Here is a 26,070-nt window from a genome sequence, read left to right as displayed (position 1 = left end):
CGCGCTTACCTGATCTGATCGGCGATCGGCTGCAGGAACGCGGAGAATCCGGTCAGCATGATCTGCACGCCGACGCACAGCAGCAGAAACGCGGACACGCGCATCGCGACCTTCGTGCCTTCGGTGCCGAGATAGCGCGCGAGCAGCGCGGCGCGGCTGTAGGTGAGCCAGATGACGACCGCGATCAGCGCGGACACGGCGACCGACACGATGCTCGAGAACATGAACTCCGACAGCTTGTGCGTACGGTTCGCGTTCAACGCGATCGCGGTGGCGATCGAACCGGGGCCGACGGTCAGCGGCACGGTGAGCGGAAAGAACGCGCGCGTCATGACCGCGTTCGCATCGATCGGCTTGATCGGCGTATCGCCGCCGCCCGGCACGTCGGGTTCGTTCAGCATCTGCCAGCCGGACACGGCGACCGCGAAACCGCCGCCGATCCGCAGCGCTTCCATCGAGATCCCGAAGAAGTGCAGCACCGGCGTGCCGACGAAGAACGCGACCAGCAGCACGATGAACGCGTTGAACGCGACCTTCTTCGCGAGCAGGTGCCGTTCGTGCTCGGTCAGCGCCTCGGTGCGTTCGAGAAACAGGAATGCGATGCCGATCGGATTGATGATGCCCATCAGGCCGGTAAAGCCGAACAGGATCTCTGAGACGAGGCGGTTGACGATCATCGGACGAACGAACGGTCGGGGCTGGGCCGGCGGCGCGCCGGGGGTCACGCATTGTAGAGCAAGCGCGCGCGGCCGCAACGCGCCGCACGGCCGCCCGCGTGCCGTTATTCGCCGCGCGACTCCCACGCGGGCGGCCGCTTCGCGAAGAACGCGGCGAAGCCCTCCTTCGCTTCCGGCGTCGCGCGCACGCGCGAGATCGTCTGCGCAGTGAATGCCGCGCGCTCGTCCGACGGCGGATATTCGCCGATCGCATCGAAGAAGCGCTTGATTTCCGACAGCGCGTTCGGACCGTTGCGGCTCAGTTCGGCGAGCGTGCGCTCGAGCGCTTCGTCGAGCGCGTCGAGCGGCACGGCCTGGTGGATCAGCCCGATCGCCACCGCTTCGGCCGCATCGATCTGCGTCGCGGTCAGCGCGAGTCGACGCGCCTGCCGCTGCCCGACCGCTTCGACGAGATACGGACCGATCACCGCCGGCAGGATCCCGAAGCGCGCCTCGCTGACCGCAAAACGCGCACGGTCGCTCGCGATCACGATGTCGCACGCCGCGCACAGGCCGACGCCACCGCCGAATGCGTGGCCCTGCACGCGCGCGACCGTCGGCTTCGGACATTGCCGGATCGCACGCATCATCGCGGCGAACCGTTCGGCGTCGCGCAGGTTCGCGGCCGCGTCGTTCGCGCTCGCGCGCTGCATCCACTGCAGATCGGCGCCCGCGCAGAATGCGCGGCCGTCGGCGCGCAGCACGATCGCGCGCACGTCGTCGCGTGCGCCGAGCGTCGCGAACGCGTCGGTCAGCTCCGCAATCATCGTTTCGTCGAATGCGTTCAGCACGTCGCCGCGCTGCAGGGCGACGGTCGCGATGCCGCGCGCATCGACCGCGACGGCAAGCGTCTTCAATCCATCCATCGAACAGGTTTCCTCGGTAGAACAGCGAATGGCGGAATCACGCGGCCTGCCGGCGGTCGATCACGCGACGCGCCTTGCCGGTCGCGCTGGCCGGAATGCCGCCGGCCGCGAGCACCGTCACGCCGGACGACACGCCGATCATCGTCTTGATCCGGTGCTGCAGTTCGCGCGCGATCGCAGCGCGGTCGCTTTCGGTCGCACACGCGGCTGCGTCGGAGCGCAGCTCGACCGCGACGTCGAGACGGTCCATATGACCGTCGCGCGACAGCGTGATCTGAAACTGCCCCGACAGCTTCGGCTGCGCGACGACGAGTTCCTCGATCTGGCTCGGGAACACGTTCACGCCGCGCACGATCAGCATGTCGTCGGAACGGCCGGTGATTTTCGCGAGCCGGCGCATCGAGCGCGTAGTCGGCGGCAGCAGCGCGGTCAGGTCGCGCGTACGGTAGCGGATCACCGGCATCGCTTCCTTCGTCAGCGACGTGAACACGAGCTCGCCTTCGCTGCCGTCGGGCAGCACTTCGCCGGTCACGGGGTCGACGATCTCCGGATAGAAGTGATCCTCCCAGATCACCGGGCCGTCCTTCGTTTCCGCGCATTCGCACGCGACGCCCGGCCCCATCACTTCCGACAGTCCGTAGATGTCGAGCGCGTCGATGCCGGCGCGCACCTCCACTTCGTCGCGCAGCGCCTGCGTCCACGGCTCGGCGCCGAAGATGCCGATCTTCAGCGACGACTTCGCCGGATCCATCCCCTGCCGCACCATCTCGTCGAGCAGGTTCAGCATGTACGACGGCGTGACGAGGATGATCTTCGGCTCGAAATCGCGGATCAGCTGTACCTGCTTCTCGGTCTGCCCGCCCGACATCGGCACGACCATGCAGCCGAGCCGTTCCGCGCCGTAGTGAATTCCGAGGCCGCCGGTGAACAGCCCGTAGCCGAACGCGTTGTGCAGCGTGTCGCCGGGGCGGCCGCCGGCCGCGCGGATCGAACGCGCGGTGACGTTCGCCCACGTGTCGATGTCGCGTGCGGTGTAGCCGACCACGGTCGGCTTGCCCGTCGTGCCGCTCGACGCGTGCACGCGCACGACCTGCTCGCGCGGCACCGCGAACAGCCCGAACGGGTAGTTGTCGCGCAGATCGCTCTTCGTCGAGAACGGGAATTTGGCGAGATCGGCGAGCGTCTTCAGGTCGTCGGGGTGCACGCCCGCCGCGTCGAACGTGCGGCGGTAGTGCGGAACGTTGTCGTACGCGTGGCGCAGCGACCACTTGAGCCGCTCGAGCTGCAGCGCCTGCAGCTCGTCTCGGCTGGCGGTCTCGATCGGATCGAGCGCGGCAGCGGGATGCGTCGGGTCGGTCATCGGGGTGCTCCTCCCATGGAGTGATGTCGTTGTCGTGATCGGGTGATCGGGTGAGCCGCGATCGGGGCGAACGGCTACGAACGGAACGTGCGGCCCGCCGCGTGCAGCGCGACGATGCGCGGCGACACGCGGTAGCGGTCTTCGCCGTAGCTCGCCGCGAGGTTCGACAGCACGCGATGCACGCGGCCGATGCCGATTGCGTCGGCCCACGCGAGCGGGCCGCACGGGTAGTTCACGCCTTTTTCCATCGCGAGATCGAGATCGGCGGGCGAGCACACGCCCTGGTTCACGGTGTCGGCGGCCTCGTTCGCCAGCATCGCGACGGTGCGCATCGCGATCATCCCCGGCACGTCGCCAATGCGCACCACGCGAAAGCCCGCTTGCTGGAACAGGCCGACCGCGTCCGCATACGCGGCGTCGCTGCACTGGAGCGCGCGCGTAAGCGCGACGAGGCCGGCCTGCGCGTAGTCGCGCGCGAGATCGACGAGCACGAGGTCGGGCACGCCGGTCTGCTGCGCACGCACCGTCGCGGTGCGGCCGTCGGTGAGCGCGATCGACGCGCGGCCGGCGCTTGCGAGCAGATCGTCGCGATGCGCGTCGGCGTGCCGCGCGCCCGCGATACGTTGCGCGAGCCGCGCATGCAGCGCGGCCGCCGGGCCGTCCTGCGCGAACAGCACGACGTCGGCCGGCGCGTCGCACGGCGGCTCGACGTCCGGCGCGGGCGGCGTCGCATCGTCCGCATACGAATAGAAGCCGCGCCCGGACTTGCGTCCGAGAAAGCCGGCATTCACGAGTTCCTGCTGGATCAGGGACGGCGTGTAGCGCGGATCGTTGAAATACGCGCGGAATACCGATTCGGTCACCGCGAAGTTCACGTCGTGACCGATCAGATCCATCAGCTCGAACGGACCCATCCGGAAACCGCCGGCCTCGCGCATCACGGCGTCGATCGATGCGGGCGTGCCGCCCTGCTCGTTCAGCGCGCGCAGCGCCTCCGCGTAATACGGGCGCGCGACGCGGTTCACGATGAAGCCCGGTGTCGATTTCACCATCACCGGCCGCTTGCCCCATGCGACGGCGGTCGCATACAGCATCTGCGCGACCGCCGGCGCGGTCGCGAGACCGCTGACCACCTCGACCAGCGCCATCAGCGGCGCCGGGTTGAAGAAATGCAGGCCCGCGACGCGTTCCGGCGCACGCAGGCCGGCGGCGATCGACGTAATGGAGATCGACGACGTGTTGGTCGCCAGCACGCACGCGTCGCCGACATGACGCTCGAGCGTCGCGAAGATCTCGCGCTTCACGTCGAGCCGCTCGGCCGCCGCTTCGACGATCAGCGCCGCATCGGCACAGTCGGCGAGCGCGCGCACAGCCCGAATCCGGTTCGCGGCGGCGTCGGCCTGCGCCGGTTCGAGCCTGCCCTTGTCGGCGAGCCGCGCGAATTGCGCCCGAATGCCGGCCAGCGCGTTGTCGCACGCCGCTTCGCTCAGGTCGTACAGCAGCACCGTATGGCCGGCCGCCGCGGCGACCTGCGCGATGCCCGCGCCCATCGCGCCCGCGCCGATCACGCCGACGACGGCCGACGCCGGCAACGCGCCCGAATTCACCGAATGTGCAGAAGAAACAGCCATCGCTTGCGGCCCGTCATCAAATGAAAGTGCGAGCGATTATAAACCGACCGGTCGGTAGATTTATGTCAGGGCGAGCCCGAATTCGTCGGGCAAGAGAGTGTTACCGAGCCTGCAGACGCAAAAAGTTTCGAATTCGTGCAACTTTCCGCAAACAGAAAGGTCATCGTAAGGATTCATGTGTGGAAAAGCAGCGCCATACCCCTGATAAAATCCGGCGAATTCATCGGATCCTGGGGAAACGCGTGTCATGCCGCCGTCCATCGCCCGTCCAGAGCCAGGACCGAATGATCGGAACATGCGGCCCCGGACTGCGGGCCGCCTCGGCCGGCGGCATGCAACCGCTTCACAGAGCGACGGGCCTCGGCCCGCCCGCGCCACTCGCCGCCTCAGGGCGTCGAATTCCCGGCAGCGTCCTTTGCGCAGCCGTTCCCTGTTTCATCGTTTCGTTCGTCGGATCGTCCGGCCGGACTTCGTCAACCCGTGACGGCGCGTTGCGCGCCGTCACTCGCATAAGGAAACCGTTGATGCCGATCTCGTCCAACCTGCTCCCGCGCTGGACCCTGTGGGCCCCGCTTGCCGCGTGGCTGGTGCTCGCGCTGTCGCGCGTCGTACCAGTCGAAGGCGCCGTGATCGCACTGTTCGCCGCCGCGCTCGCCGGTGCCGTGTTCGCAGCCGTCCACCATGCCGAAGTTGTCGCGCATCGCGTCGGCGAACCATTCGGCACGCTCGTGCTCGCGGTCGCCGTGACGGTAATCGAGGTCGCGCTGATCGTGTCGGTGATGCTCGGTGCCGGCCCCGAGAAATCGGGCCTCGCGCGCGACACGGTGTTCGCGGCCGTGATGATCATCTGCAACGGCATCGTCGGGCTGTGTCTGCTCGTCGGCGCATGGAAGCACGGCGAGCAGGACTTTCAGGGGCGCGGCACCAGCAAGGCGCTCGCCGTGCTCGCCTCGCTGTCCGTGCTGTCGCTCGTGATGCCGAATTACCTGAACGCCGCGCCGGGCCCGCAATTCTCCAGTTCGCAGCTGGCGTTCGCCGGCGTGTCGTCGCTCGTGCTGTATGGCGTGTTCGTGTTCGTGCAGACGGTCCGTCATCGCGACTACTTCCTCGCCGCGCACGACAGCGCGAACGAGTCCGTCCATGCGGCGCCGCCGAGCACGCGCACCGCGATCGTCAGCTTGCTGCTGCTGTTCGCGAGCCTCGTCGCAGTCGTGCTGCTCGCGAAGCTGCTGTCGCCGGCCGTCGAGCATGCGGTACTGAAGCTCGGTGCGCCCGAAGCCGCAGTCGGGATCGTGATCGCGGCGCTCGTGCTGCTGCCCGAAGGTCTCGCGGCCGTCACCGCCGCGCGCGCGAATCGCCTGCAGACCAGCATGAACCTGGCGCTCGGCTCCGCGCTGGCGAGTATCGGGCTGACGATCCCGACCGTCGCCGCCGTATTCATCTGGGTCGGGCAGCCGCTGACGCTCGGCATCGGTGCGATGGAAACGGTGCTGCTTGCGCTGACGCTGCTCGTCAGCACGCTGACGCTCAGCCAGGGACGCACGACGGTGCTGCACGGCGTCGTGCATCTGTCGCTGTTCGCCGCGTATCTTTTCCTGTCGGTCACGCATTGACGTCGTGAATACCATGCCGGCGCCGCCGCGCGCCGGCATCCGTGGATGCGGCGGTCGCCGGGCTTGCCGCTCGCGCCCCCGCTCCGGTCGCTCGCCGGACTTGTCGCCCGAAAGTACGTACAGCGCCGCGTGCACGCAGACTAGCTGCCCACGCCGCCGTCCCCGTCCGTCAGGAACCGCTCGACCATCGCGTTGAACGTCGGCAGCGCCGGGTTGTCGTTGTCGGCTCGCCACGCGAGATAGAGTTCGGCCGCCGCATCGACGCCGGAAAGCGGACGGAACACCACGCCGTCCACGTGCAGCTCGCGGGCCGACGCCGGCACGAGCGCGGCGCCCAGCCCGGCGCGCACGAGCCCGAGAATCGTATGCGTCTGCCCGACGTAATGCCGGTAGTTCGGCAGCCGTCCCGCGCTCGCGAACATCCCCGAAATCATGTCGTGGAAGTACTTTCCTTCGTTCGGCGAATACGCGATGAACGGCTGTCGATCGAGTTCGTCGGGCCCGATCCGTTCGTACGCGGCGAGCGGCGCGCGTTCGGCGACCGCGACGAGCATCGGCTCGCGCTGCACGAGCCGATATTCGAGCGGCTGACGCGCGGCGCGCTGGCGTACGAAGCCTGCATCGAGCATCCGCGACGCGAGCGCTTCGATCTGGACGGTCGACACCATTTCGCGCAGCTCGATGTCGACGTCCGGCAGTGCGTGCGCCGCATGCGCGACCAGCATCGGGATCATCCGGTAGGCGCCGACGGCCGTGAAGCCGAGCGTGATACGCCCCGCGCCGCCATGCGCGACGCGCTGCGCAGCCTGCTCGGCGCGCGCGGAAAAATCGAGGATATGGCGCGCATCGCGCAAGAACCGCGCGCCGGCCGCAGTCAGCCTCACCTGCCGGCTGCTGCGTTCGAGCAGTGCGATGCCGAGCGCATGCTCGAGCAGCTGAATCTGCCGGCTGAGCGGCGGCTGCGTGATGAAAAGCCGCTTCGCCGCGCGGCCGAAATGCAGTTCCTCGGCAACGGCGACGAAGCAACGGAGCTGGTGAAGTTCAATCATTCAAATGCTGGATCGATTGATCGTGTTGCCACGGTAATCCAACATCGACCCGGTTTCCATCGGCCGTTGCACGGGGCGCGCAGCCGGCGCCGCGCCAATCGGCGGCTGCAGCGTCACGCATGCTTGCGGCTCGCCGCCGGCTGCGCGGCCGCGAGCCGGTCGAGTTCGCGCAGATCGTTTTCCAGCGCGGGCGTGAGCGTCGTACGCAGATGGTCGAGGAATGTGCGGATCTTCGCGTCGAGATAGCGGCGCGTCGCATAGACCGCGTATACGCTGACCGTCTGCAGCCGATACTCCGGCAGCACGCGGATCAACCGCCCTTCGCGCAGGTCGTCGAGCACCGTATACAGCGCGACGCACGCGATCCCGCGCCCCGCGCGCACGGCGACGCACAGCGCATCCGGCACGTTGACCTGGAACGGCGCGGGCTGCAGTTCATACACCGTCTCCTCGCCGTCGCCGCGCTCGAGCCGCCATTCGCCGGCCGGCGAAGCCGGCGTATCGAGGCGCAGGCACACGTGATTCGGCAGATCGCCGGGCGTCTGCGGCGTGCCGTGCCGCGCGAGGTATTCGCGGGACGCGACCAGCACGCTGCAGCTCGTCCCGCAGGTCTGCGCGACGTAGCCGGAATCGGGCAGTTGCGACGCCGTGACGATCGACACGTCGTAGCCCTCCTCGACGAGGTTCGGCATCCGCTGCGCGAGCGTCAGTTCGACCGACACGTCCGGATTGTCTTCCTGATAGCGCACGATCGACGACACGACGTGACTCTGCCCGAGCCCGGTCATCGCATGGATGCGCATCTTGCCGCTCGGCCGCAGCAGCGCGTTGCGCGCCTCCGCGTTCGCGTAGTCGATCTCCGCGAGGATCGACTTCGCGCGCTCGAAGTACCGTTCGCCGCTCTCGGTCAGACCGAGATGTCGCGTCGTGCGATGCAGCAGCCGCGTCTGCACATGCGCTTCGAGATTCGACACCGCACGCGACACCTGCGCGGTGGTCGCGTCGATTTCCTTCGCGACCGCGGTAAAACTGCCGGCTTCGACAACGCGCACGAACAGGCGCATGTTTTCGAGCATGTCCATTGAATTGGCTTCGGGAGAATCGATGAAAAGACGTCGGCGAATGCGTCAGGCGGGAGACGCGACGGCGCCGCAAACCGTGCCGAAACGATCGCTGTGCCGGGAGAAAGGCGGGAGAGCGGCATCGCGTACGGGTTTCGGGCATAGCGGGGATCGGGTGGCCCGAATTGTACGCCGCCGCCGGCCAATTTGCGCTCTGCACGCGATCCGGACGTTTTCGCCGAATGAAAGGTTTTGGAAAGGAGCGAGCGTCGCATGCGAGCAACACGTTGATGCGGCGCGACAATTTGTATCACAACGCGATATAATCTCGCGCTTGTCCCGGCGCCGCCCGCGCTGCCGCTTCTACCGCTTATCGTCCATGTCGTCTGGCTCCTCCTCGTCGCGCCGCACCTTCCGGCAATGGCTGCACAGCTTCATTCCCCACCCGATGACGCTCGGCTGGCGCGAGCGCCTGCGCTCGTGTGCGGGTGCGCTGGTCGGCATCGCGACCGTCGGGATCACGATGCGGCTGCTGCCCGGCGTGCCGGGACTCGTGCCGCTGCTCGTCGCGCCGATGGGCGCGTCGGCCGTGCTGCTGTTCGCGGTGCCGGCGAGCCCGCTCGCCCAGCCGTGGTCGATCATCGGCGGCAATCTGGTCGCGGCCACCGTCGGCGTCGCGTGCGCGCAATGGATCGCCGATCCGATCACCGCCGCGGCCGTCGCGATCGCGTGCGCGATCGGCGGCATGTTCGCGCTGCGCTGCGTGCATCCGCCGTCGGGCGCGGTCGCACTGACCGCCGTCGTCGGCGGCCCCGCGATCCATTCGCTCGGCTTCGGCTTCGTGCTCGAGCCGATCGCGCTGCAGTCGGCGATTCTGCTGTCGGCCGCGATCGCGTACCACGCGCTGACCGGGCATCGCTACCCGCACGGCGGCGTGCGTCCGGACGCAAAGCCGCAGGCCGGCGCACCGGCGCGCGGCGGCTTCACGCGCGAAGATCTCGATGCGGTGCTCAAGCGCCGCAGCGAATGGCTCGACGTCGATCCGGACGATCTCGAGACGCTGCTGCGCGAAACCGAAATACAGGCTTATACGCGCACGTTCGGGCAGCTCAAGTGTGCGGATCTGATGACGAAGGATGCGGTCAGCGTCGCACCGTCGACGTCGATCGCGGCCGCGATCGCGCTGCTCGACCGCCACCGCGTGAAGGCGTTGCCCGTCGTCGACGCCGACGCCCGGCTGATCGGCATCGTCACGCGAGCGGACCTGACGCGCCAGACGCGCCGCCCGATCCCGCTGTGGCAGCGCCTGTCGGCTCGGCTGCCGCAGTCGCTCGGCGGCCAGCCCGCGAGCGTCGCGACGATGATGACGCGCGACGTCGCATCGGTGCCCGAAACGCTGCCGATCACCGCGCTCGTGCCGCTGTTCACGCATTCGGGCCATCACCATATTCCGGTCGTCGATGCGTCGCGCCGGCTCGTCGGCATCATTACGCAGACCGATCTCGTCACGGGCCTGTATCAGCAGACCCGGATGCTGGAGGCGGCGTAACGCGAACGAAAGTCAAAACCGATTCATTTGGCCGAAAATCGCCCATTTATATCATGTCGTGATACATTTGCCGCTATCGAAACTGCCTGCCGAACCACTGCGATGACCGACACCCGACGCGCGCTGACGAAGAGCGATTTCCAGCAACTGTCCGAATTCCGCTACCAGATGCGCCGCTTCGAGCGCTTCTCCGAGCGCGCCGCGCAGAGCGAAGGCGTGACGCCGCTGCAATACCTGCTGCTGCTGCACATCAAGGGCTATCCGCACCGTGAATGGGCGACCATCGGCGAACTCGCGGAACGCCTGCAGGCGCAGCATCACGGTGTGGTTGCACTGGTCACGCGCTGCGAGGCGCTCGGGCTCGTGAAGCGCAAGACGAGCGAAGCCGATCGCCGGCAGGTCGAAGTGCATCTCGAGCAGGCCGGCGAAACGCTGCTCGCGCGCCTCGCCGCGATGCATCGTGCCGAACTGAAGTCGCTGAAGGACGCGTTCCAGGTTCCGCAGATCGATTACTGACCCTTCCGTTTCCATTCCGATGAACGCCCCCCACAAACGCGATTTCTCGATCAACGAGCGCCTGCCCCGGATCGCGCTGCTCGCGGCCGTGATTGGCCTGCTCAGCACGCTGGCAGCCTTCGTGCTGCTGAGCCTGATCCACCTGTTCACGAACCTGTTCTTCTACCAGCAGTTCTCGTTCGCCGACCGTTCGCCCGCCGACAACACGCTCGGCGTATGGGTGGTCGTAGTGCCGGTGATCGGCGGCCTGATCGTCGGGATGATGGCGCGCTTCGGCTCGGAAAAGATTCGCGGCCACGGGATTCCCGAAGCGATCGAAGCGATCCTGTTCGGCAAGAGCCGCATGTCGCCGAAGGTCGCGGTGCTCAAGCCGCTGTCGTCGGGCGTCGTGATCGGCAGCGGCGGCCCGTTCGGTGCCGAAGGCCCGATCATCATGACCGGCGGCGCGCTCGGCTCGCTGATCGCGCAATGCGTGCACGTGACCGCCGCGGAGCGCAAGACGCTGCTCGTCGCCGGCGCGGCCGCCGGCATGACGGCCGTGTTCGGCACGCCGGTCGCCGCCGTGCTGCTCGCGGTCGAGCTGCTGCTGTTCGAATGGCGGCCGCGCAGCTTCCTGCCGGTCGCGCTCGCGTGCGCGGTCGCCGGTTTTGCGCGCGCGCTGTTCTTCGGCGTCGAACCGCTGTTTCCGCTGACGACCGCCGCGGCATCGCCGGTCGCGCTGCTGTCGTGCATCGTCGCGGGCCTGCTGTCGGGCATGCTCGCGTGCGGGCTGTCGGCCGCGCTGTATCGCATCGAGGACGGCTTCGCGAAACTGCCCGTGCACTGGATGTGGTGGCCCGCGCTCGGCGCGATCGTGATCGGCATCGGCGGCTGGCTCGAGCCGCGTGCGCTCGGCGTCGGCTACGACGTGATCGGCGATCTGCTGCATCAGCACATCGCGTTGAAGATCGCGCTCGCGCTGCTCGTCGTCAAAGCCGTGATGTGGGTGATCGCGCTCGGCTCGGGCACGTCGGGCGGCGTGCTCGCGCCGCTGCTGATGCTCGGCGCGGGGCTCGGCACCGTGCTGTCGCCGGTGCTGCCCGGCGGCGATCCGGCGCTGTGGCCGCTCGTGTGCATGGCTGCGACGCTCGGTGCGACGCTCGGCGCACCGCTGACCGCGATCGTGTTCGCATTCGGCCTCACGCACGACGCGAACGCGCTGCTGCCGCTGCTCGCGGCGACGCTCGTCGCGCACGGCTTCGCGACCGTCGTGATGAAGCGCTCGATCATGACCGAGAAGATCGCGCGCCGCGGTTATCACATCTATCGCGAATACGGCGTCGATCCGCTCGAGCGGCACGACGTCGGCGAAGTGATGACGTCCGCCGATGCGCTGGTCTCGGTCGACGGTGCGCTGACGCTCGGCGCGGTCGACGCGCAATACTTCGGCGCGACGCAGACGCACCGTGCGTATCCCGTCGTGCAGAACGGTCGCCTGCTCGGCCTCGTCGATCGCGCAACGCTCGACGCGCAGCGCGCGCAGTCCGGCCCCGACGCGCCGATCGCGAGTGCGTTCGCCGACCGGCCGCCCGCCGTTGCGCTCGCGCACGAAACGTGCCGCGTCGTCGCGTCGCGGCTCGCGATGCTCGGCCTCGAACGGCTGCCGGTTGTCGACGATCCGCAATCGCTGCGCATCACCGGCATCGTGTCGCGCAGCGACCTGATCAAACCCGCGCTGCAGCATTTCGACGACGAGCACAAGCGCGAGCGTTTTCGTCCGATCGTTCCGGTCAATCTGCGCGGCGCCGGCTCGCGCAAGGCCGGCTGATCGTTGCGCTTTCGCGCGGCGCGCCGTTCGCCGCGCTGGCCTCGCATCATGGCCTGCCCTGTCGATACGGTCCGCGCATCGCGCGCCGCATCGCCGCATTTGAAGTTCGTTGACAATCGAACCGACGAAAGTTTGTCATCATCGCTGCCATGCGACGGGGCCATCTTTCAGCCATTCCACTTCGCCGTCCGATAAAGCGCCGCGGCACTGCGTGAAGCCCACGCAGTGCCGCGGCCACCGACCGCCGCACGAGCGGCAGCCGAGCAGACCGCGCAGCACCCGAGCCGCCGTTTGGCAAGCGCGTTAACAACTTGTTTCGGAATCGTCGGAACCGCGCGCGCCGCGCGGCGCTCTCACGTGCACGCAGTTCCGCTGCGCATCCCACTCAATCAATCACGACTCGAGGGAGATAACGTGAAAGCGAAATACTTACCGCTCATCGCATTGACCGTGGCAATTTCTGCTCATGCGGCCGGCCCTGCCGTGCAGAACGTGGGACAAAGCCAGAAGCCCGCGCAGGACGTGTCCGCGTGCATCGCGAAGACATGGGCCGACAAGTCGCAGCAACAGGTGATCTCGCAGAACGTGCTCGCGAACGGGCTCGCGGCCGACGTCTACGCACCGGGCCAGCAGCCGCCGAACGGCGCCGCGGCGATGGTGCGCCCGGCATGGACGGCCGGCGCGAAGACATGGGTCGGCGTGCGCGGCGACACGACCGCCGCGGGCGACATCAGCGCGTGTCTGTAACGTCCGCATCGGACGGCATTGCGCCGTCCGGATGCGACAAGCCCCGCCTCGGCGGGGCTTGTCCGTTTACCGTTCGCCCGCGGGACGCCGCGGGTTCACACGTGCGCTTGCGCAGTCGTCGTTACAGATAGCTGCATACGTAGTCGAGCGTGTCGAGCACTTCGATGTCGAAGCGGCTGTTGCCCGGCACCGAGAACGACTCGCCGGCGCCGTACGTCTGCCATTCGCTGCTGCCGTCGAGCTTCACGCGGCACTTGCCGGCCTGCACTTCCATCAATTCGGGCGCATCCGTGCCGAAGTTGAGCGCGCACGGCAGGATCACGCCGAGCGTCTTGCGCGTGCCGTCCGGGAACAGCACGGTATGCGACACGCACTTGCCGTCGAAATAGACGTTCGCGCGCTTGACGACCGACACGTTGTCGAATTGGGTTGCACTGGTCATGTGATGCCTCTGATTGCTGGATGCTGAATGCCGGATGGCGATGGAATGGAGGCCGGCCGGGCGGCAGGCCGGTCGTTATGATACCGGCTCGCACGAAACGCACCGCAATCGCGGACGATCACCGGCGCATGGCGACCGCCATCGTGCGGACGGCCGCATGAACCACGTGCCCGCGTCGTCGAGCGTGCGTCACCGCAGCCGTTCGCGTTGCGCGGCATCGCGCAGGCAATCGAGCAGCATCGCGGCAGCGGACAATCCAATGCGCCGGCCTAATATGCGATCGGCTGCGGTGCACTGGCGCTGCTCGCGATCCACTGCATGGACGAGAAGTCGGGAAAGGCACCCGCCTGAGCGGCAATGACAGCGTCCCCACGCAACGCGCAGCAAACGCACGGACCGAATCGCCCGTGCATTCGCTGCACCCGCACGCACCCGCTCAGAACGTATGCATCATCCCCACGTACGCGCCCGTCTGCGATTCGCCGGCCATCGGGCTCGTGTTCGGCGTCGCGTCCCGCGGCGTCGCGAGCAGCGAGAAGTTCGAATTCCCGCCGTTGCGCACGTACGCGACCGTTCCGTACAGGAACGTGCGCTTCGACAGGTTGTACGTCGTGCCGAGCACGTACATGATCGCGTGCCCGGACGGATCGTGCGACGCATCGCCGCCGCCGTCGCCGACCTTCACGTAATAGCCGCCGGCCGTCACCGCCCACTGCGGATTGGCCGCATAGGTCGCGCCGAGCCAGTAGTGATCGGCACGATCGGCGACGCCGGCCGGACTGTCCGGCGCCTGGTAGTGCGTGTACGCGCCCTGGATCTTGAACTTCGACACCTTCACGTTCGCGCCGACGAAGTACTCGCGCGATGCGGTGAAGATGTTGCTGAACTTGCCGTTGTTGTCGCGCAGCTCGTCGTAGATGCCGCGCACGTCGAGCACCGGCGAGTGATACGAGATCATGATCCCGTCGGAACGCCCGAAATCGTCGGCCGCGCCGTAGTTGAAGCCGCGCGACTGGTTGCCGAACGCGTATTGCGCCTGCACGTCGAACCCGCCGATCACCGGACTGTGATACTCGATGTTGTTGCTCGTCTGCTGCCAGTTGCGGCCGCGCACGAGCGACGCCGATGAAAACGCCTGCTGCACGAACGGATCGAATTCCCATACGCCGTCGCTGTCGATGAACAGGTTGCGCCCGGCCTGCAGCTGCCCCCACGCGTCGCTCTTGAGCCCGACGTACGCGCGCCGCGACCACAGCCGCCCGCCGCCCGTCCTGCCGTTCATCACCTGGAACGCGGTCTCGAGGTTGAAGACGGTCGACATCCCGCCGCCGAGATCCTCGATGCCCTTCAGCCCGAACATGCTGGTACCCCAGTCGCCGCTTTCGGCGCTCCAGCGCGTCGCGCTGCCGTTCGGCGTCGCGATGTGGTTCAGGTATTCGACGCCGCCGTCGATACGGCCGTACAGCGTCACGCTCGTCTGTGCGAACGCAGCCGCCGGGACGACGGCCGCGATCAGCGATGCGAAGTATTTGAATCGCAAAGTGATGCCTCCTCGGAGTCTCGACCTTCCGACGCACGCCCCATGCACGCGCCGGCGGTCATCCGCGATCGACGGAGAACCGTCCGGGGCCCGCCGCGCACAGCGCGAGCAAGCCGCCCGAGATCGCGACGTTCTTGTAGAAATGAATCATGTTGTTGATCTGCTCGCCGCCGGTCATCGTCCAGTAGTGGTGGCCGATGAGCGCGGTGCCGATCGTATACAGCGCAAGCAGCAGCGCGAGCGGCCGCGTCTGGAAGCCCACGAGAATCGCGATGCCGGCGAACAGCTCCATCACGACCGCGATCGCCGCGGAAACGATCGGCGCGGGCGCGCCCTCGCTGCCCATGAACGCGATCGTGCCGGAGAAGTCGACGATCTTCTTCCAGCCGAACATCACGAACAGGATCACGAGCAGGATTCGGGAAAGGAGCAGCAGCACATCGCGCTGGGACGCGAGAAACGGTTGATTCGGTGTCATGGTGTCGATCAACGAAAGCGATGCGCGGGCTGCGCGCACCGGATTGCCAATGGACCAGACGGGCGGCCGCTTGTGCCGCCCGCCCCGTTCTGCAACAACCGGCATCGGGTCCGCCCGATGTGCTGTGCGCCTCCTGTCGTCAGACGTTGCGTTGTTTGCTCGATGCGCGCGTCAGCGCAGCTTCGCGACGTCCTGCTCGGTGACCTTCGCGGCCGGATTGCCGAACTGCGCGGTCAGGTAGTTCGTCAGCGCCGCGATCTGCGCGTCGGACAGGTCGTAGCGGAACGCCGGCATGCCGACGTCTTCGCTGCCGGCCATGCGCTGCACGCCGTTCAGGATCACCTGGACGAGGTTGGTCGGATTCGACGCGCCGACCGTCGTGTTGTGGAACAGCGACGGATAGTAGCCGTCCGGCGAACCCTTGCCCTGCATCTGATGGCAGGTCGCGCAGTTGCCGAGATACAGCCGCGCGGGATCGATTCCCGACGACGCGAGCGGCACGCCGCGCAGCTTCAGGCCGTCCTCGGCCGGCTTGCCCCACGACGAGCGCGGCTGCTTCGCGTTGCTGTCGGACACCGCCGGCACCGTGCGCACGTACGTCGCGATCGCGCCGATGTCGGCTTCGGTCATCTTCGAGAAGCTGTGCTCGATCGCCTCCGCCATCGGCCCGGCCGCCTGCGCGAGACCCGGCACGCTGCCGGTGCGCAGGTACTGGACGAGCTGCTGCTGCGTCCAGCTGCCGATCCCCGCGTTCGCGTCCGACGTGATGTTGTAGCCGTCCCAGCCGGCAAGCACCGAGCCCGCGAGGAAGCTGCCGCCGGTCTCGTCGAGCGACTTCTCCTGCATCGCGACGCCGCGCGGCGTATGGCACGTGCCGCAGTGCGCGAGGCCCTGCACGAGATATGCGCCGCGGTTCCATTCGGCGCTTTGCGCGGGCTTCGGCTGGTAGACGCCGTCCTTCAGGAACAGCCAGTTCCAGATCTTCAGCGGCCAGCGCATGCTCAGCAGCGCGGGGATCTCGTTCTTCGGCGGCGCCTGCTTGACCGGCTCGACGCCGTGCATGAAGTACGCATACAGCGCCTGCACGTCGGCATCGTTGATCTTCGCGTACGACACGTACGGCATCGCCGGATACAGGTTGTCGCCGTTCTTCGACACGCCGTGGCGCAGCGCGCGCTCGAAGTCCTCGAGCGTCCATTTGCCGATGCCGGTATCGGGATCGGGCGTGATGTTGCTCGAGTAGATCTTGCCGAGCATCGGCACCGGCATTCCGAGGCCGCCCGCATACGGCTTGCCGCCCTTCACGGTGTGGCAGGCCATGCAGTCGCCGGCGGTCGCGAGATATTCGCCGCGCTTCACGAGCGCCGGATCCGCCGCGTCGGCCGCGCGCGCGAAGCCCGGCACCGCGAGACAGCCGGCGACGAGAAGGATGAGAGTAGATTTCCGCACGGTCAGACTTCCTTCTTCAGCGTGTCCGACATCCGCAGCGCGAGCGCGGCGATCGTCAGCGTCACGTTTACCGTACCGACGGTCGGCATCGTCGCGCTGCTCGAGATGAACAGGTTCGGATGGTCGAACGTGCGGCAGTCCTTGTCGACGACCGAATCGCGCGCGTCGGCGCCCATGATCGTCGAACCCGTGATGTGGTTGTTCGGCGCGAACTCGTCGTTGAACACGACGTCCGTGCCGCCGAGCACCTTCGCGGCCGTCGCATACACTTCGCGCGTATGCGCGGCGCCGCGCTTCACGTAGTCGTCGATCGCATACGTGATCTCGGGGCGCGGAATGCCGATCGCGTCGGTGGCCGTCTTGCTCGGCACGATGCGGTTCTCGGGTTGCGGCAGGATTTCGTGGAAGCAGTCGAACTGCACGTAGCGCGCGGAGCGGTCGCGGATCTGCGCATCGAGCTCCTCCGGCTTCATCAGCTTGCCGGCCTTGAAGATCTTCTGCGTCTCCTGGTCGACGCGCGACAGGTTCGACAGGTGGATCTTCTTCGCGGCCTCGGTCGCGCGGAACGGACCGTCGCGGAAACCGATCAGCGACGTCATCTCCTGCGGGCCGCGGCCCGGCCACAGCTTTTCGTCCGCATAGAACGACACGCCGGTGCCCGGATGGTCCATCAGGTTGCGGCCGACCATGTCGGAGCTGTTCGCGACGCCGTTCGGGAAATCGCGGTTCGCCGACATCAGCAGGATCTTCGGCGTCTCGATGCCGTTCGCGGCGAGCACGAAGTACTTGCCTTCGACGCGATGATCGGCGCCGGTCTTGTCCTTGTAGATCGCCGCGGCGATACGCTTGTCCGGCCCGGTCTCGAGCTTGTACACCACCGCGTTCTCGATCAGCTTGGCGCCGGCGCGCTCGGCCTTCTCGACGTGCACGATCCCGTTGTACATCGCGCCGATCGGACAGATCGGCATGCAATTGTTGTTCCCGCAACAGGTCGGCCGGCCGTCGTACGGGCGGCTGTTGCGCGCGACGGGCTCGGTCACCACGTGGAACTTCGGATCGTAGTTGTTGAGCGCGGTCTTGATCGTCTGCTCGTTGAACGACAGCGGCAGCGGCGGCATCGGGTACGGCTGCTTGCGCGGCGAGTACAGGTCTTCCTCGGGGCCCGGGCCCCACACGCCGAGCTCTTCCTCGGCGCGCTGATAGTACGGTTCGAGATCGTCGTACTGGATCGGCCAGTCGCGGCCGACGCCGTACACGCTCTTCATCTTGAAGTCGTTCGGAATGAAGCGCCACGCGGACGCGGCCCAGTGCCACGTCGTGCCGCCCACCGCGCGAATGTACTGCGAGTTGAACTTGTGCTCGCCCTTCAGGATCAGGTAGTCGTTCGGCGGCCCGTATTCGGGATGCGGCGCCCACGGGCTCGACGGGTACGGCGCCATGAAGTCCGTCTTGTCGGGCTGGTTGCGGAAGCGCTCGACGATTTCCCAGCGCGGCATGCGCGGGCCGGCTTCCAGCAGGATCACCGCCTTGCCGGCCATCGCGAGCTGGTGTGCGACGATCGCGCCCGCGACACCCGATCCGACGACGACGACGTCGGCCTTTTGCGTATCGGTATCGGCCATCAGGCTTGCCTCTCGATCGGTTTTTCGGCCCAGAAGCCGGGTTTGTTGGGGCAATACGAACGGATCACGAGCGTATCGGACACGACGCTGAACATCAGCGCCTCTTCGTACGTGATCACGACGTTGTCGACGATGCCGAGATACCACGCCTCGAGAATCTTCAGCGCGAGCGCTTCCTGATCGGGATTCAGCGAGCCGGACGACAGCGCGCCGGCGAGTTGCGGGAGGCTGTCCGCGGTCTTGAACGAGCCCTTCTGCAGTGCCTGCAGGAAGCGCTCGCCGACCACGCGGCTCAGTCCTTTCTTGCCGGTCAGCGCCTCGGATAGCGTCATGAACGTATCGAGCGGCGCCGTGCCGGGATCATCGGCCAGGGCCCGCAACGCCAGCGAACCCGTGAGGCCCGCCGCCGTCAGCGCCAGTGCGCCCTGCAGCCATTGACGCCGCGTGATGCCCGATGCGGCTGCGTCGTCGCGACGCGAATGGGGAGTGTTGTCGTTGTGCATGTTTCCTTCTCTCGAACACCGGATTCGGGAAAACCACGCTTGATATTTCGCAAACGTTAGCGCGGACCTGAAATGTACGCGCTCAGGCCGGATCGAACAATCTTTTTATAGTCCATGAAATGTTCCGCGATCCGCGACAATCGAAATTCGCCGCATTTTTGTATCGCCGAAGCGACAACGCGGTGTCCGGATCGTCGATGACGCACGTCGGCGACGCGAAGCATGCCGCGTTCCACGGTCATGACCGTCGGTTAGAATCGCGTGCAATCAAACAGAAAGCTTCCCTCCGAGGGCAATCGAGCGATGAAGCAACACGACAATCACAACAAACACGACAAAGCGAACCGCACGCATCGCACCGCACGGCTGCTGTCGCGCGCCGGCGCCGGCATTGCGCTGGCGGCGGCCGTGGCGCTGTCGCTGCACGCGGGCGCCGCACGCACCGTCAGCGTGTCGCCGCAAGGCACGGTGACCGAAGTGCGTCAAGCCGTCGTCAAATTCGACGAGCCGATGGTCGCATTCGGTTCGGCATCCGCGCCGAATCCCGCGCGCATGACCTGTACCGATGCCGCGGCGGCACGCGGTCAGGGCCGCTGGCTCGACGAAAAGACGTGGGTTTACGATTTCGAGAACGATCTGCCGCCCGGCGTGCGCTGCTCGCTCGCGCTCAACGACACGCTGCGCTCGGTCGCCGGCAATGCGCTCGCCGGCCCGCGCCGTTTCACGTTTCAAACGGGCGGCCCGTTCCCGGTGACCGTGCGCCCCGGCGCGCGCGAGATCGAAGAGCGGCAGGTGTTCGTGCTGAAGCTGAACGGGCCGGCCGAGCCGCGCTCGGCGCTCGCGAACATCTGGTGCGAAGCGGCCGGCATCGGCAACCGGATCCCGGTCACCGCCGCCGACGACGCGACGCGCACCGCGCTGCTCGATCACTTCGGGCTGAAGAAGGACGCCGCGCGCGTGCTGACGCTGTCGTGCGCGCAGGCGCTGCCGGCCGGCGCGAAGATGCAGCTGGTGTACGGCAAGGGCGTCGCGAGCCCGAGCGGCATCGCGAACGACACCGAGCGGCGCTTCGACTTCACGGTGCGCGCGCCGTTCGCTGCAAGCTTCTCGTGCGAACGCGAGAACGCGAAGGCACCGTGCACGCCGCTGCGCCCGCTCACGCTGTCGTTCAACGCACCGATCTCGCGCAAGAACGCGGAAGCGATCAAGCTGCGCGGTCCTGACGGTTCGCTTTCGCCGACCTTCGCGGCCGACGACCGCAGCGACGAAACGACGACCGTCACGTTCCGTCCGCCGCTGCCCGCCGACGCCGCGCTGACGATCGAGCTGCCGTCCGGCCTGCGCGACGTGACGGACCGCCCGCTCGCCAACGCCGACCTGTTCCCGCTGTCGACCCGCACCGCGCCGATGCCGCCGCTCGCGAAGTTCTCGTCGGGCACGTTCGGGATCGTCGAACGCTTTGCCGAACCCGATACGCCGGCGCTCGTGCCGGTCACGCTGCGCAACGTCGAAGCCGATCTGCACGTCGCGGGCCTGAACGCGGGCGGCGCCCAATTCTCGAACCTGAAGGTCGAGAACGACACTGCGATCCGCGAATGGATGCGCACGGTCGAGCGCTTCGACAACTGGTCGATGACCGCAGGCTCGATCGACGAGCAGATTCCCGGCCTGCTGACGCGCAAGGGCCAGCATCCGGTCTACGTGCCGCTCGAGGCCGGCCAGAAGATGCCGGCGCCGAAAGATCGCCGCATCGACGTTCGTTCGCTGTCGCTGCTGACCGGCGAGCCGGGCGCGCAGACGCTGGCGCTGCCGAAGGCGGACCCGAAGACGCTGCGCCCGTTCGAGGTCGTCGGCGTGCCGATCGAGAAGCCCGGCTTCTACGTGCTCGAACTCGCGTCGCCGGCGCTCGGCCGCTCGCTGCTCGCGAAGCCGTCGAGCATGTACGTGCGCACCGCGGTGCTCGTCACGAACCTCGGCGTGCACCTGAAGCAAGGCCGCGAAAACAACCTCGTGTGGGTCACGACGCTCGACAAGGGCAAGCCGGTGCCGAACGCGCAGATCCGCGTGTCCGACTGCAACGGCGACGAGATCGCGGCCGGCAAGACCGACGCGCAGGGGCTGCTGAAGATCGACGGACCGTTCGAGCCGAAGCGCAAATGCAGCTGGCCGCAGCGCTTCGACGACTACTTCGTGTCGGCGCGCGTCGACGATCCGAAGACCGGCCCGGACATGGCGTTCGTCAGCTCGAGCTGGAACCGCGGCATCGAAGCGTGGCGCTTCAACGTGCCGACCGACACCGACAGCGCGCCGACCGTGCGCGCACATACGGTGTTCGACCGCACGCTGCTACGTGCGGGCGAAACCGTGTCGATGAAGCACTTCGTGCGCACCGAGACGCTGCAGAGCCTCGCGTTCCCGTCGCAATATCCGACGCGCGCGACGATCCGCCATCTCGGCACGGGCCAAACGTACAAGCTGCCGCTCACGTGGGCCGCCGACCATAGCGCGGACACGCAGTTCACGCTGCCGCCCGCCGCGAAGCTCGGCGAGTACAGCGTCGAGCTCGAAGGCGGCCCGGACGATGCGCCGACGGCCAGCTACTACAGCGGCAGCTTCCGCGTCGAAGCGTTCCGGCTGCCGGTGCTGAAGGGGTCGATCGGCGTGCGCGACGCGCAGAAGAGCCCGCTCGTCGCCGCGAAGGAAGCGCCGCTCGCGGTGCAGATCGACTACGTGTCGGGCGGCGGTGCATCGAACCTGCCGGTGCAGGTGTCGGCGCTGATGAAGTGGGCATCGCCGCCGTTCGCCGATCGCTTCGAGGATTTCAGTTTCGCGCCGTATCGCGCCGACGCGAACGACGGCATGGCTGACGACGACGCGCAGGACAGTGACACCGGCTCGTCCGCCGGCAGCGATCCGGACGCGACGAAACTGATCGCCGACAAGCTGCCGCTGACGCTCGACCGCAACGGCGCCGGCTCGGTCACGCTGAAGGGCCTGCCCGCCGTCGATGCGCCGAAGCGCCTCGCGCTCGAAGCGACGTTCGCGGACCCGAACGGCGAAGTGCAGACGATCCGCGGCGACACGATCCTGTGGCCTGCGGCGGTCGTCGCCGGCATCAAGGCCGGCCGCTGGGTGTCGGTCGGCCAGCGCGTGCCGGTGCAGGCGCTCGCGGTCGACCTGCAGGGCAAGCCGCGCGCGTCGGTGCCGATCGAGATCAAGGGCGTCGCGCACGTGACGACGTCGTCGCGCAAGCGGATGGTCGGCGGCTTCTACGCGTACGACAACAAGAGCGACACGCGCGATCTCGGCGTGCTGTGCTCGGGCAAGACCGACGACAAGGGCCGCATGGCGTGCGACGCGACGCTCGAGCAGGCCGGCAACATTCAGCTCATCGCGGTCGCAAAGGACGGCGACGGCCGCACGTCGAACGCGTCGACGTCGATCTGGGTCACGCGCGAAGACGAGCTCTGGTTCGGCGGCGACAACACCGACCGCATCGACGTGATTCCCGAGAAAACCGCGTACGAGCCGGGCGACACGGCGCGCTTCCAGGTGCGCATGCCGTTCCGCTACGCGACCGCGCTCGTCGCGGTGGAACGCGGCGGCGTGATGGAGACGCACGTCGTCGAACTGAACGGCAAGAACCCGACCGTCGACCTGAAGGTCGGCGAAAGCTGGGGGCCGAACGTATACGTGTCGGTGCTCGCGCTGCGCGGCCGGATCCGCGAAGTGCCGTGGTACTCGTTCTTCACGTGGGGCTGGAAGGCGCCGGTCGAATGGGCGCGCGCGTTCTGGCGCGAAGGCCGTCACTACGAAGCGCCGACCGCGTTCGTCGATCTGTCGAAGCCCGCGTTCCGCTACGGACTCGGCGAGATCAAGGTCGGCACGGGCGTCCATCGGCTCGGCGTGACCGTGACCACGGACGCGACGCGCTACACGGTGCGCAGCAACGCGCGGGCGCACGTGAAGGTCACGCTGCCGAACGGTCAGCCCGCGCCGGCCGGCACGCAGATCGCGATCGCGGCCGTCGACGAGGCGCTGCTCGAATTGATGCCGAACGACAGCTGGGACCTGCTCGACGCGATGCTGCGCCGGCGCGCGTACGGCGTCGAGACGGCCACCGCGCAGATGGAAATCGTCGGCCGCCGCCACTTCGGCCGCAAGGCGGTGCCCGCGGGCGGCGGCGGCGGCAGCGCGCCGACGCGCGAGCTGTTCGACACGCTGCTGCTGTGGAATCCGCGCGTGACGCTCGATGCGAACGGCAGCGCGACCGTCGACGTGCCGCTGAACGACGCGCTCACGCGCTTCAGGATCGTCGCGATCGCGGCGGTCGGCCCCGACCGCTTCGGCACCGGCAGCACGTCGATCCGCAGCACGCAGGACCTGCAGCTGATCTCGGGCCTGCCGCCGCTCGTACGCGAAGGCGACGCGTTCCGCGCGCAGGTCACGTTGCGCAACACGACCGAGCGCGCGATGCAGGTCGTCGTCACGCCGCACGTCACGGGCATCGACGTCGCGCCGCAAACCGTGTCGCTCGCAGCGAACGCCGCCGCCGAAGTCGCATGGACGATCACCGTGCCCGAGCAGTCGCTCGATGCGGCCGGCGCGCTGAACTGGCGGATCGAAGCGGCCGAGCAAGGCGGCAAGCGCGCGTCCGATGCACTGGCCGTCGCGCAGAAGGTCGTGCCCGCGCTGCCGGTGACCGTGCAGCAGGCGACGCTCGCGCAGGTCGACGGCACGCTGACGGTGCCCGTCGCCGCGCCGGCCGGCGCGGCGAACAACGCGCAGGGCACGCCGCGCGGCGGCATCGCCGTGTCGCTGCAGTCGAAGCTCGCGGACGGGCTGCCCGGCGTGCGCCGCTGGTTCGAACGCTATCCGTACCGCTGCCTCGAGCAGCAGACGTCGCGGGCGATCGGGCTGCGCGATCCCGCGCAATGGCAGGCGCTGATCGCGCGCATGCCCGTCTACCTCGACAGCGACGGGCTCGCGAGCTACTTCCCGCCGTCGTCCGACGAGTCGCATGCGGGCAGCCCGACGCTGTCGTCGTACCTGCTCGTGGTCGCCGACGAGGCGAGCCGGCTCGATCCGCGCTTCGCGCTGCCGGAAGACCTGCGCACGCAGCTCGAAGCCGGGCTCGCGCGCTTCGTCGACGGCCGTATCGAGCGCAACGCGTGGGCGCCGCGCCAGGACCGCGACCTGCGCAAGCTCGCCGCGATCGAAGCGCTGTCGCGCTACGGCGCCGCACAGGGCCGCATGCTCGGATCGATCGAGATCGCGCCGAACCAGTGGCCGACGTCGGCGGTGATCGACTATCACGCGATCCTCACGCGCGTGAAGGACATTCCGCAGCGCGACGAGAAACGCGCGCAGGTCGAGCAGATCCTGCGTGCGCGCCTCACGTACCAGGGCACGCAGCTGGTGTTCTCGACCGCGCGCGACGACGATCTGTGGTGGCTGATGACGAGCAACGAGACCAATGCCGCACGGCTCGCGCTCGAATTCGCCGGCGATCCGGCATGGAAGGACGAGATGCCGCGCGTGACGGCGGGCCTGCTCGCGCTGCAACGCCAGGGCGCATGGCAAACCACCACGTCGAACGCGCTCGGCCTGCTGGCCGTCGAGCGCTTCTCGCGCACGTACGAGAGCGCGCCGGTCGCCGGCACGACGAAGATCGCGCTCGGCGGCGTCGAGCGGACGATTTCGTGGTCGCAGCCGGCGGCAGCGGCCGAAGCGCCGCCGGCGTCGGCCGCATCGGCAACGCCCGCGACGCGCGCCGCCGCCGCGCGCAGCGTGATGCTGCCGTGGCCGCGCGCGTCGCAGGCGCCGGCCACGCTGTCCGTCACGCAGGACGGCACCGGCCGGCCGTGGGCGACCGTCGAAAGCCTCGCGGCCGTGCCGCTGCGCGCACCGTTCGCGGCCGGCTACCGGATCACGAAGACCGTCACGCCGGTGTCGCCGGCCGTCAGCGGCGTGCTCACGCGCGGCGACGTCGTGCGCGTGCATCTCGACATCGACGCGCAGAGCGACATGACGTGGGTCGTCGTCAACGATCCGGTGCCGGCCGGCGCGACGATCCTCGGCTCGGGCCTCGGCCGCGATTCCGAAGTCGCGACGCAGGGCGAGAAGGCGCCGGACGGCACGTGGCCCACGTTCGTCGAACGCGACTTCGACGGCTATCGCGCGTACTACGACTACGTGCCGAAGGGCAAATTCTCGATCGAGTACACGGTGCGGCTGAACAACGTCGGCACGTTCGGGCTGCCGCCGACGCGCGTCGAAGCGCTGTATGCGCCGTCGGTCTACGGACTGTGGCCGAACCCGCCGATGACCGTGAAGCCGGCCGATGCGGGCAAGTCGTGAACGCGCGATGATCGCCGTCACGTTGCGGCGGCCGGCGCGTTTCGCCGGCCGCCTGTTCGTCGCCGTCGTACTCGCCGCGCCGGCGGTCGCGCACGCGCTGCCGAGCTACGACGACGTGCGCGGCCACTGGCGCAGTTCGGACTGGGTGCTGCTCGCGCGCGACGGCACGCCGCTGCAGCGCACGCGCGTCGATCTCACCGAGCGGCGCGGCGACTGGGTGTCGCTCGCGGACGTGTCGCCGGCATTGCGCGAGGCAATCGTCGTGTCGGAAGACAAGCGCTTCTACGAGCACAGCGGCGTCGACTGGCGCGGCATCGCGGGCGCCGCGTGGGGCAACCTGTGGAACGCGCGCACGCGCGGCGCATCGACCGTGACGATGCAGCTCGCCGGGCTGCTCGGCGATTCGCCGCGCCGCTCGGGACAGCGCTCGCTGCCGCAGAAGGCCACGCAGGCGATGAACGCACTGCTGCTCGAACGCGGCTGGCGCAAGGATCAGATTCTCGAGGCCTACCTGAATCTCGTGCCGTTCCGCGGCGAGACGGTCGGCCTCGCCGCGCTGTCGCAGGTGCTGTTCGGCAAGGCGCCGTCGGGGCTCGACGCGCGCGAAGCGGCGATCGCGGCCGCGCTCGTGCGGGCGCCCAATGCCGCGCCCGCGAAGGTCGCCGACCGCGCGTGCCGGATCCTGCGCGACATGCACGCGGAGCATGCGTGCGCGTCGCTCGACGGCTACGTGCAGCTCATTACCGCGCGGCCGGCCGGCG

At 68.1% G+C, this 26,070-nt stretch carries 19 protein-coding genes; 7 read left to right on the top strand and 12 right to left on the bottom strand.

The annotated features are described in order from the left end of the window. Positions 1-5 precede the first annotated feature (5 nt). The 4 genes from BUB20358_RS17665 to BUB20358_RS17650 form a co-directional block, all read right to left on the bottom strand. A complete protein-coding gene (locus BUB20358_RS17665) occupies positions 6-677 on the bottom strand; it encodes a MarC family protein (RefSeq protein WP_035974217.1) in 672 nt (223 codons plus the stop codon). Between the two features lie 104 nt (positions 678-781). Further along, entirely contained in the window at positions 782-1,582 is an 801-nt protein-coding gene (locus tag BUB20358_RS17660; RefSeq protein ID WP_006766039.1) for an enoyl-CoA hydratase-related protein, read from the bottom strand. Positions 1,583-1,619: 37 nt separating this feature from the next. Then, entirely contained in the window at positions 1,620-2,942 is a 1,323-nt protein-coding gene (gene paaK / locus BUB20358_RS17655; RefSeq protein ID WP_006766040.1) for a phenylacetate--CoA ligase PaaK, read from the bottom strand. 74 nt (positions 2,943-3,016) lie between these two features. Further along, positions 3,017-4,573 carry a 3-hydroxyacyl-CoA dehydrogenase gene (locus BUB20358_RS17650; RefSeq protein ID WP_006766041.1) on the bottom strand — a complete coding sequence of 519 codons (1,557 nt, stop codon included), beginning with the start codon at positions 4,571-4,573 and terminating at the stop codon, positions 3,017-3,019. Positions 4,574-5,097: 524 nt separating this feature from the next. On the opposite strand from BUB20358_RS17650, the gene BUB20358_RS17645 reads away from it, so the two are divergent. Further along, positions 5,098-6,186, top strand: a complete 1,089-nt coding sequence (locus BUB20358_RS17645) for a calcium:cation antiporter (protein WP_006766042.1) — start codon at positions 5,098-5,100, stop codon at positions 6,184-6,186. 140 nt (positions 6,187-6,326) lie between these two features. Here BUB20358_RS17645 and BUB20358_RS17640 read toward each other — a convergent pair whose 3' ends face one another. Both BUB20358_RS17640 and BUB20358_RS17635 read right to left on the bottom strand, forming a co-directional pair. Beyond that, positions 6,327-7,235, bottom strand: a complete 909-nt coding sequence (locus tag BUB20358_RS17640) for a LysR family transcriptional regulator (protein WP_006766043.1) — start codon at positions 7,233-7,235, stop codon at positions 6,327-6,329. 113 nt (positions 7,236-7,348) lie between these two features. After that, positions 7,349-8,317 carry a LysR family transcriptional regulator gene (locus BUB20358_RS17635; RefSeq protein WP_006766045.1) on the bottom strand — a complete coding sequence of 323 codons (969 nt, stop codon included), beginning with the start codon at positions 8,315-8,317 and terminating at the stop codon, positions 7,349-7,351. A 358-nt stretch (positions 8,318-8,675) separates the two neighbouring features. Here BUB20358_RS17635 and BUB20358_RS17630 point away from each other — a divergent pair, with 358 nt between their 5' ends. The 4 genes from BUB20358_RS17630 to BUB20358_RS17615 all read left to right on the top strand — a co-directional run bounded on the left by BUB20358_RS17630 (position 8,676) and on the right by BUB20358_RS17615 (position 12,915). Then, positions 8,676-9,845, top strand: coding sequence for an HPP family protein (locus BUB20358_RS17630; protein WP_035974218.1), 1,170 nt, complete (start codon positions 8,676-8,678; stop codon positions 9,843-9,845). Between the two features lie 102 nt (positions 9,846-9,947). After that, the gene (locus BUB20358_RS17625) at positions 9,948-10,361 is read left to right on the top strand and encodes a MarR family winged helix-turn-helix transcriptional regulator (protein ID WP_006766046.1); all 414 of its coding nucleotides are present in this window, start codon (positions 9,948-9,950) and stop codon (positions 10,359-10,361) included. Between the two features lie 19 nt (positions 10,362-10,380). Further along, positions 10,381-12,168, top strand: a complete 1,788-nt coding sequence (locus BUB20358_RS17620) for a chloride channel protein (protein WP_006766047.1) — start codon at positions 10,381-10,383, stop codon at positions 12,166-12,168. Between the two features lie 414 nt (positions 12,169-12,582). Beyond that, positions 12,583-12,915 (top strand): hypothetical protein, encoded by a 333-nt coding sequence (locus tag BUB20358_RS17615; RefSeq protein WP_081293677.1) that lies wholly within the window; start codon positions 12,583-12,585, stop codon positions 12,913-12,915. Positions 12,916-13,036: 121 nt separating this feature from the next. Here the strand turns inward: BUB20358_RS17615 and ppnP are convergent, their stop codons facing one another. From ppnP to BUB20358_RS17585, 6 genes are all read right to left on the bottom strand, one after another. Next, positions 13,037-13,357 (bottom strand): pyrimidine/purine nucleoside phosphorylase, encoded by a 321-nt coding sequence (ppnP, locus tag BUB20358_RS17610; RefSeq protein ID WP_006766049.1) that lies wholly within the window; start codon positions 13,355-13,357, stop codon positions 13,037-13,039. 436 nt (positions 13,358-13,793) lie between these two features. After that, the gene (locus BUB20358_RS17605) at positions 13,794-14,897 is read right to left on the bottom strand and encodes a porin (protein WP_035974219.1); all 1,104 of its coding nucleotides are present in this window, start codon (positions 14,895-14,897) and stop codon (positions 13,794-13,796) included. Positions 14,898-14,955: 58 nt separating this feature from the next. Beyond that, positions 14,956-15,375 carry a DoxX family protein gene (locus tag BUB20358_RS17600; protein WP_035974220.1) on the bottom strand — a complete coding sequence of 140 codons (420 nt, stop codon included), beginning with the start codon at positions 15,373-15,375 and terminating at the stop codon, positions 14,956-14,958. 171 nt (positions 15,376-15,546) lie between these two features. Next, complete coding sequence (locus BUB20358_RS17595) at positions 15,547-16,824, bottom strand: c-type cytochrome (protein WP_035974222.1); 1,278 nt, start codon at positions 16,822-16,824, stop codon at positions 15,547-15,549. A gap of 2 nt (positions 16,825-16,826) precedes the next feature. After that, positions 16,827-18,446 carry a GMC family oxidoreductase gene (locus BUB20358_RS17590; protein WP_035974223.1) on the bottom strand — a complete coding sequence of 540 codons (1,620 nt, stop codon included), beginning with the start codon at positions 18,444-18,446 and terminating at the stop codon, positions 16,827-16,829. Then, positions 18,446-18,949 (bottom strand): sugar dehydrogenase complex small subunit, encoded by a 504-nt coding sequence (locus BUB20358_RS17585; protein WP_006766053.1) that lies wholly within the window; start codon positions 18,947-18,949, stop codon positions 18,446-18,448. Before BUB20358_RS17585 ends, BUB20358_RS17590 begins: the two co-directional genes overlap by 1 nt. A 303-nt stretch (positions 18,950-19,252) precedes the next feature. Here BUB20358_RS17585 and BUB20358_RS17580 point away from each other — a divergent pair, with 303 nt between their 5' ends. Further along, on the top strand, positions 19,253-25,309 hold the full coding sequence (locus tag BUB20358_RS17580; protein WP_035974225.1) for an alpha-2-macroglobulin family protein: 6,057 nt from the start codon (positions 19,253-19,255) through the stop codon (positions 25,307-25,309). 7 nt (positions 25,310-25,316) lie between these two features. Further along, positions 25,317-26,070, top strand: a 754-nt coding sequence (locus tag BUB20358_RS17575) for a biosynthetic peptidoglycan transglycosylase (protein ID WP_174905093.1), incomplete at its 3' end; no start/stop codon positions are given.

Source organism: Burkholderia dolosa, assembly GCF_902499135.1.
Classification (GTDB): domain Bacteria; phylum Pseudomonadota; class Gammaproteobacteria; order Burkholderiales; family Burkholderiaceae; genus Burkholderia; species Burkholderia dolosa.
The sequence above is the reverse complement of the archived record's forward strand: the minus strand, read 5'-3'. Positions and strand labels throughout refer to the sequence as shown.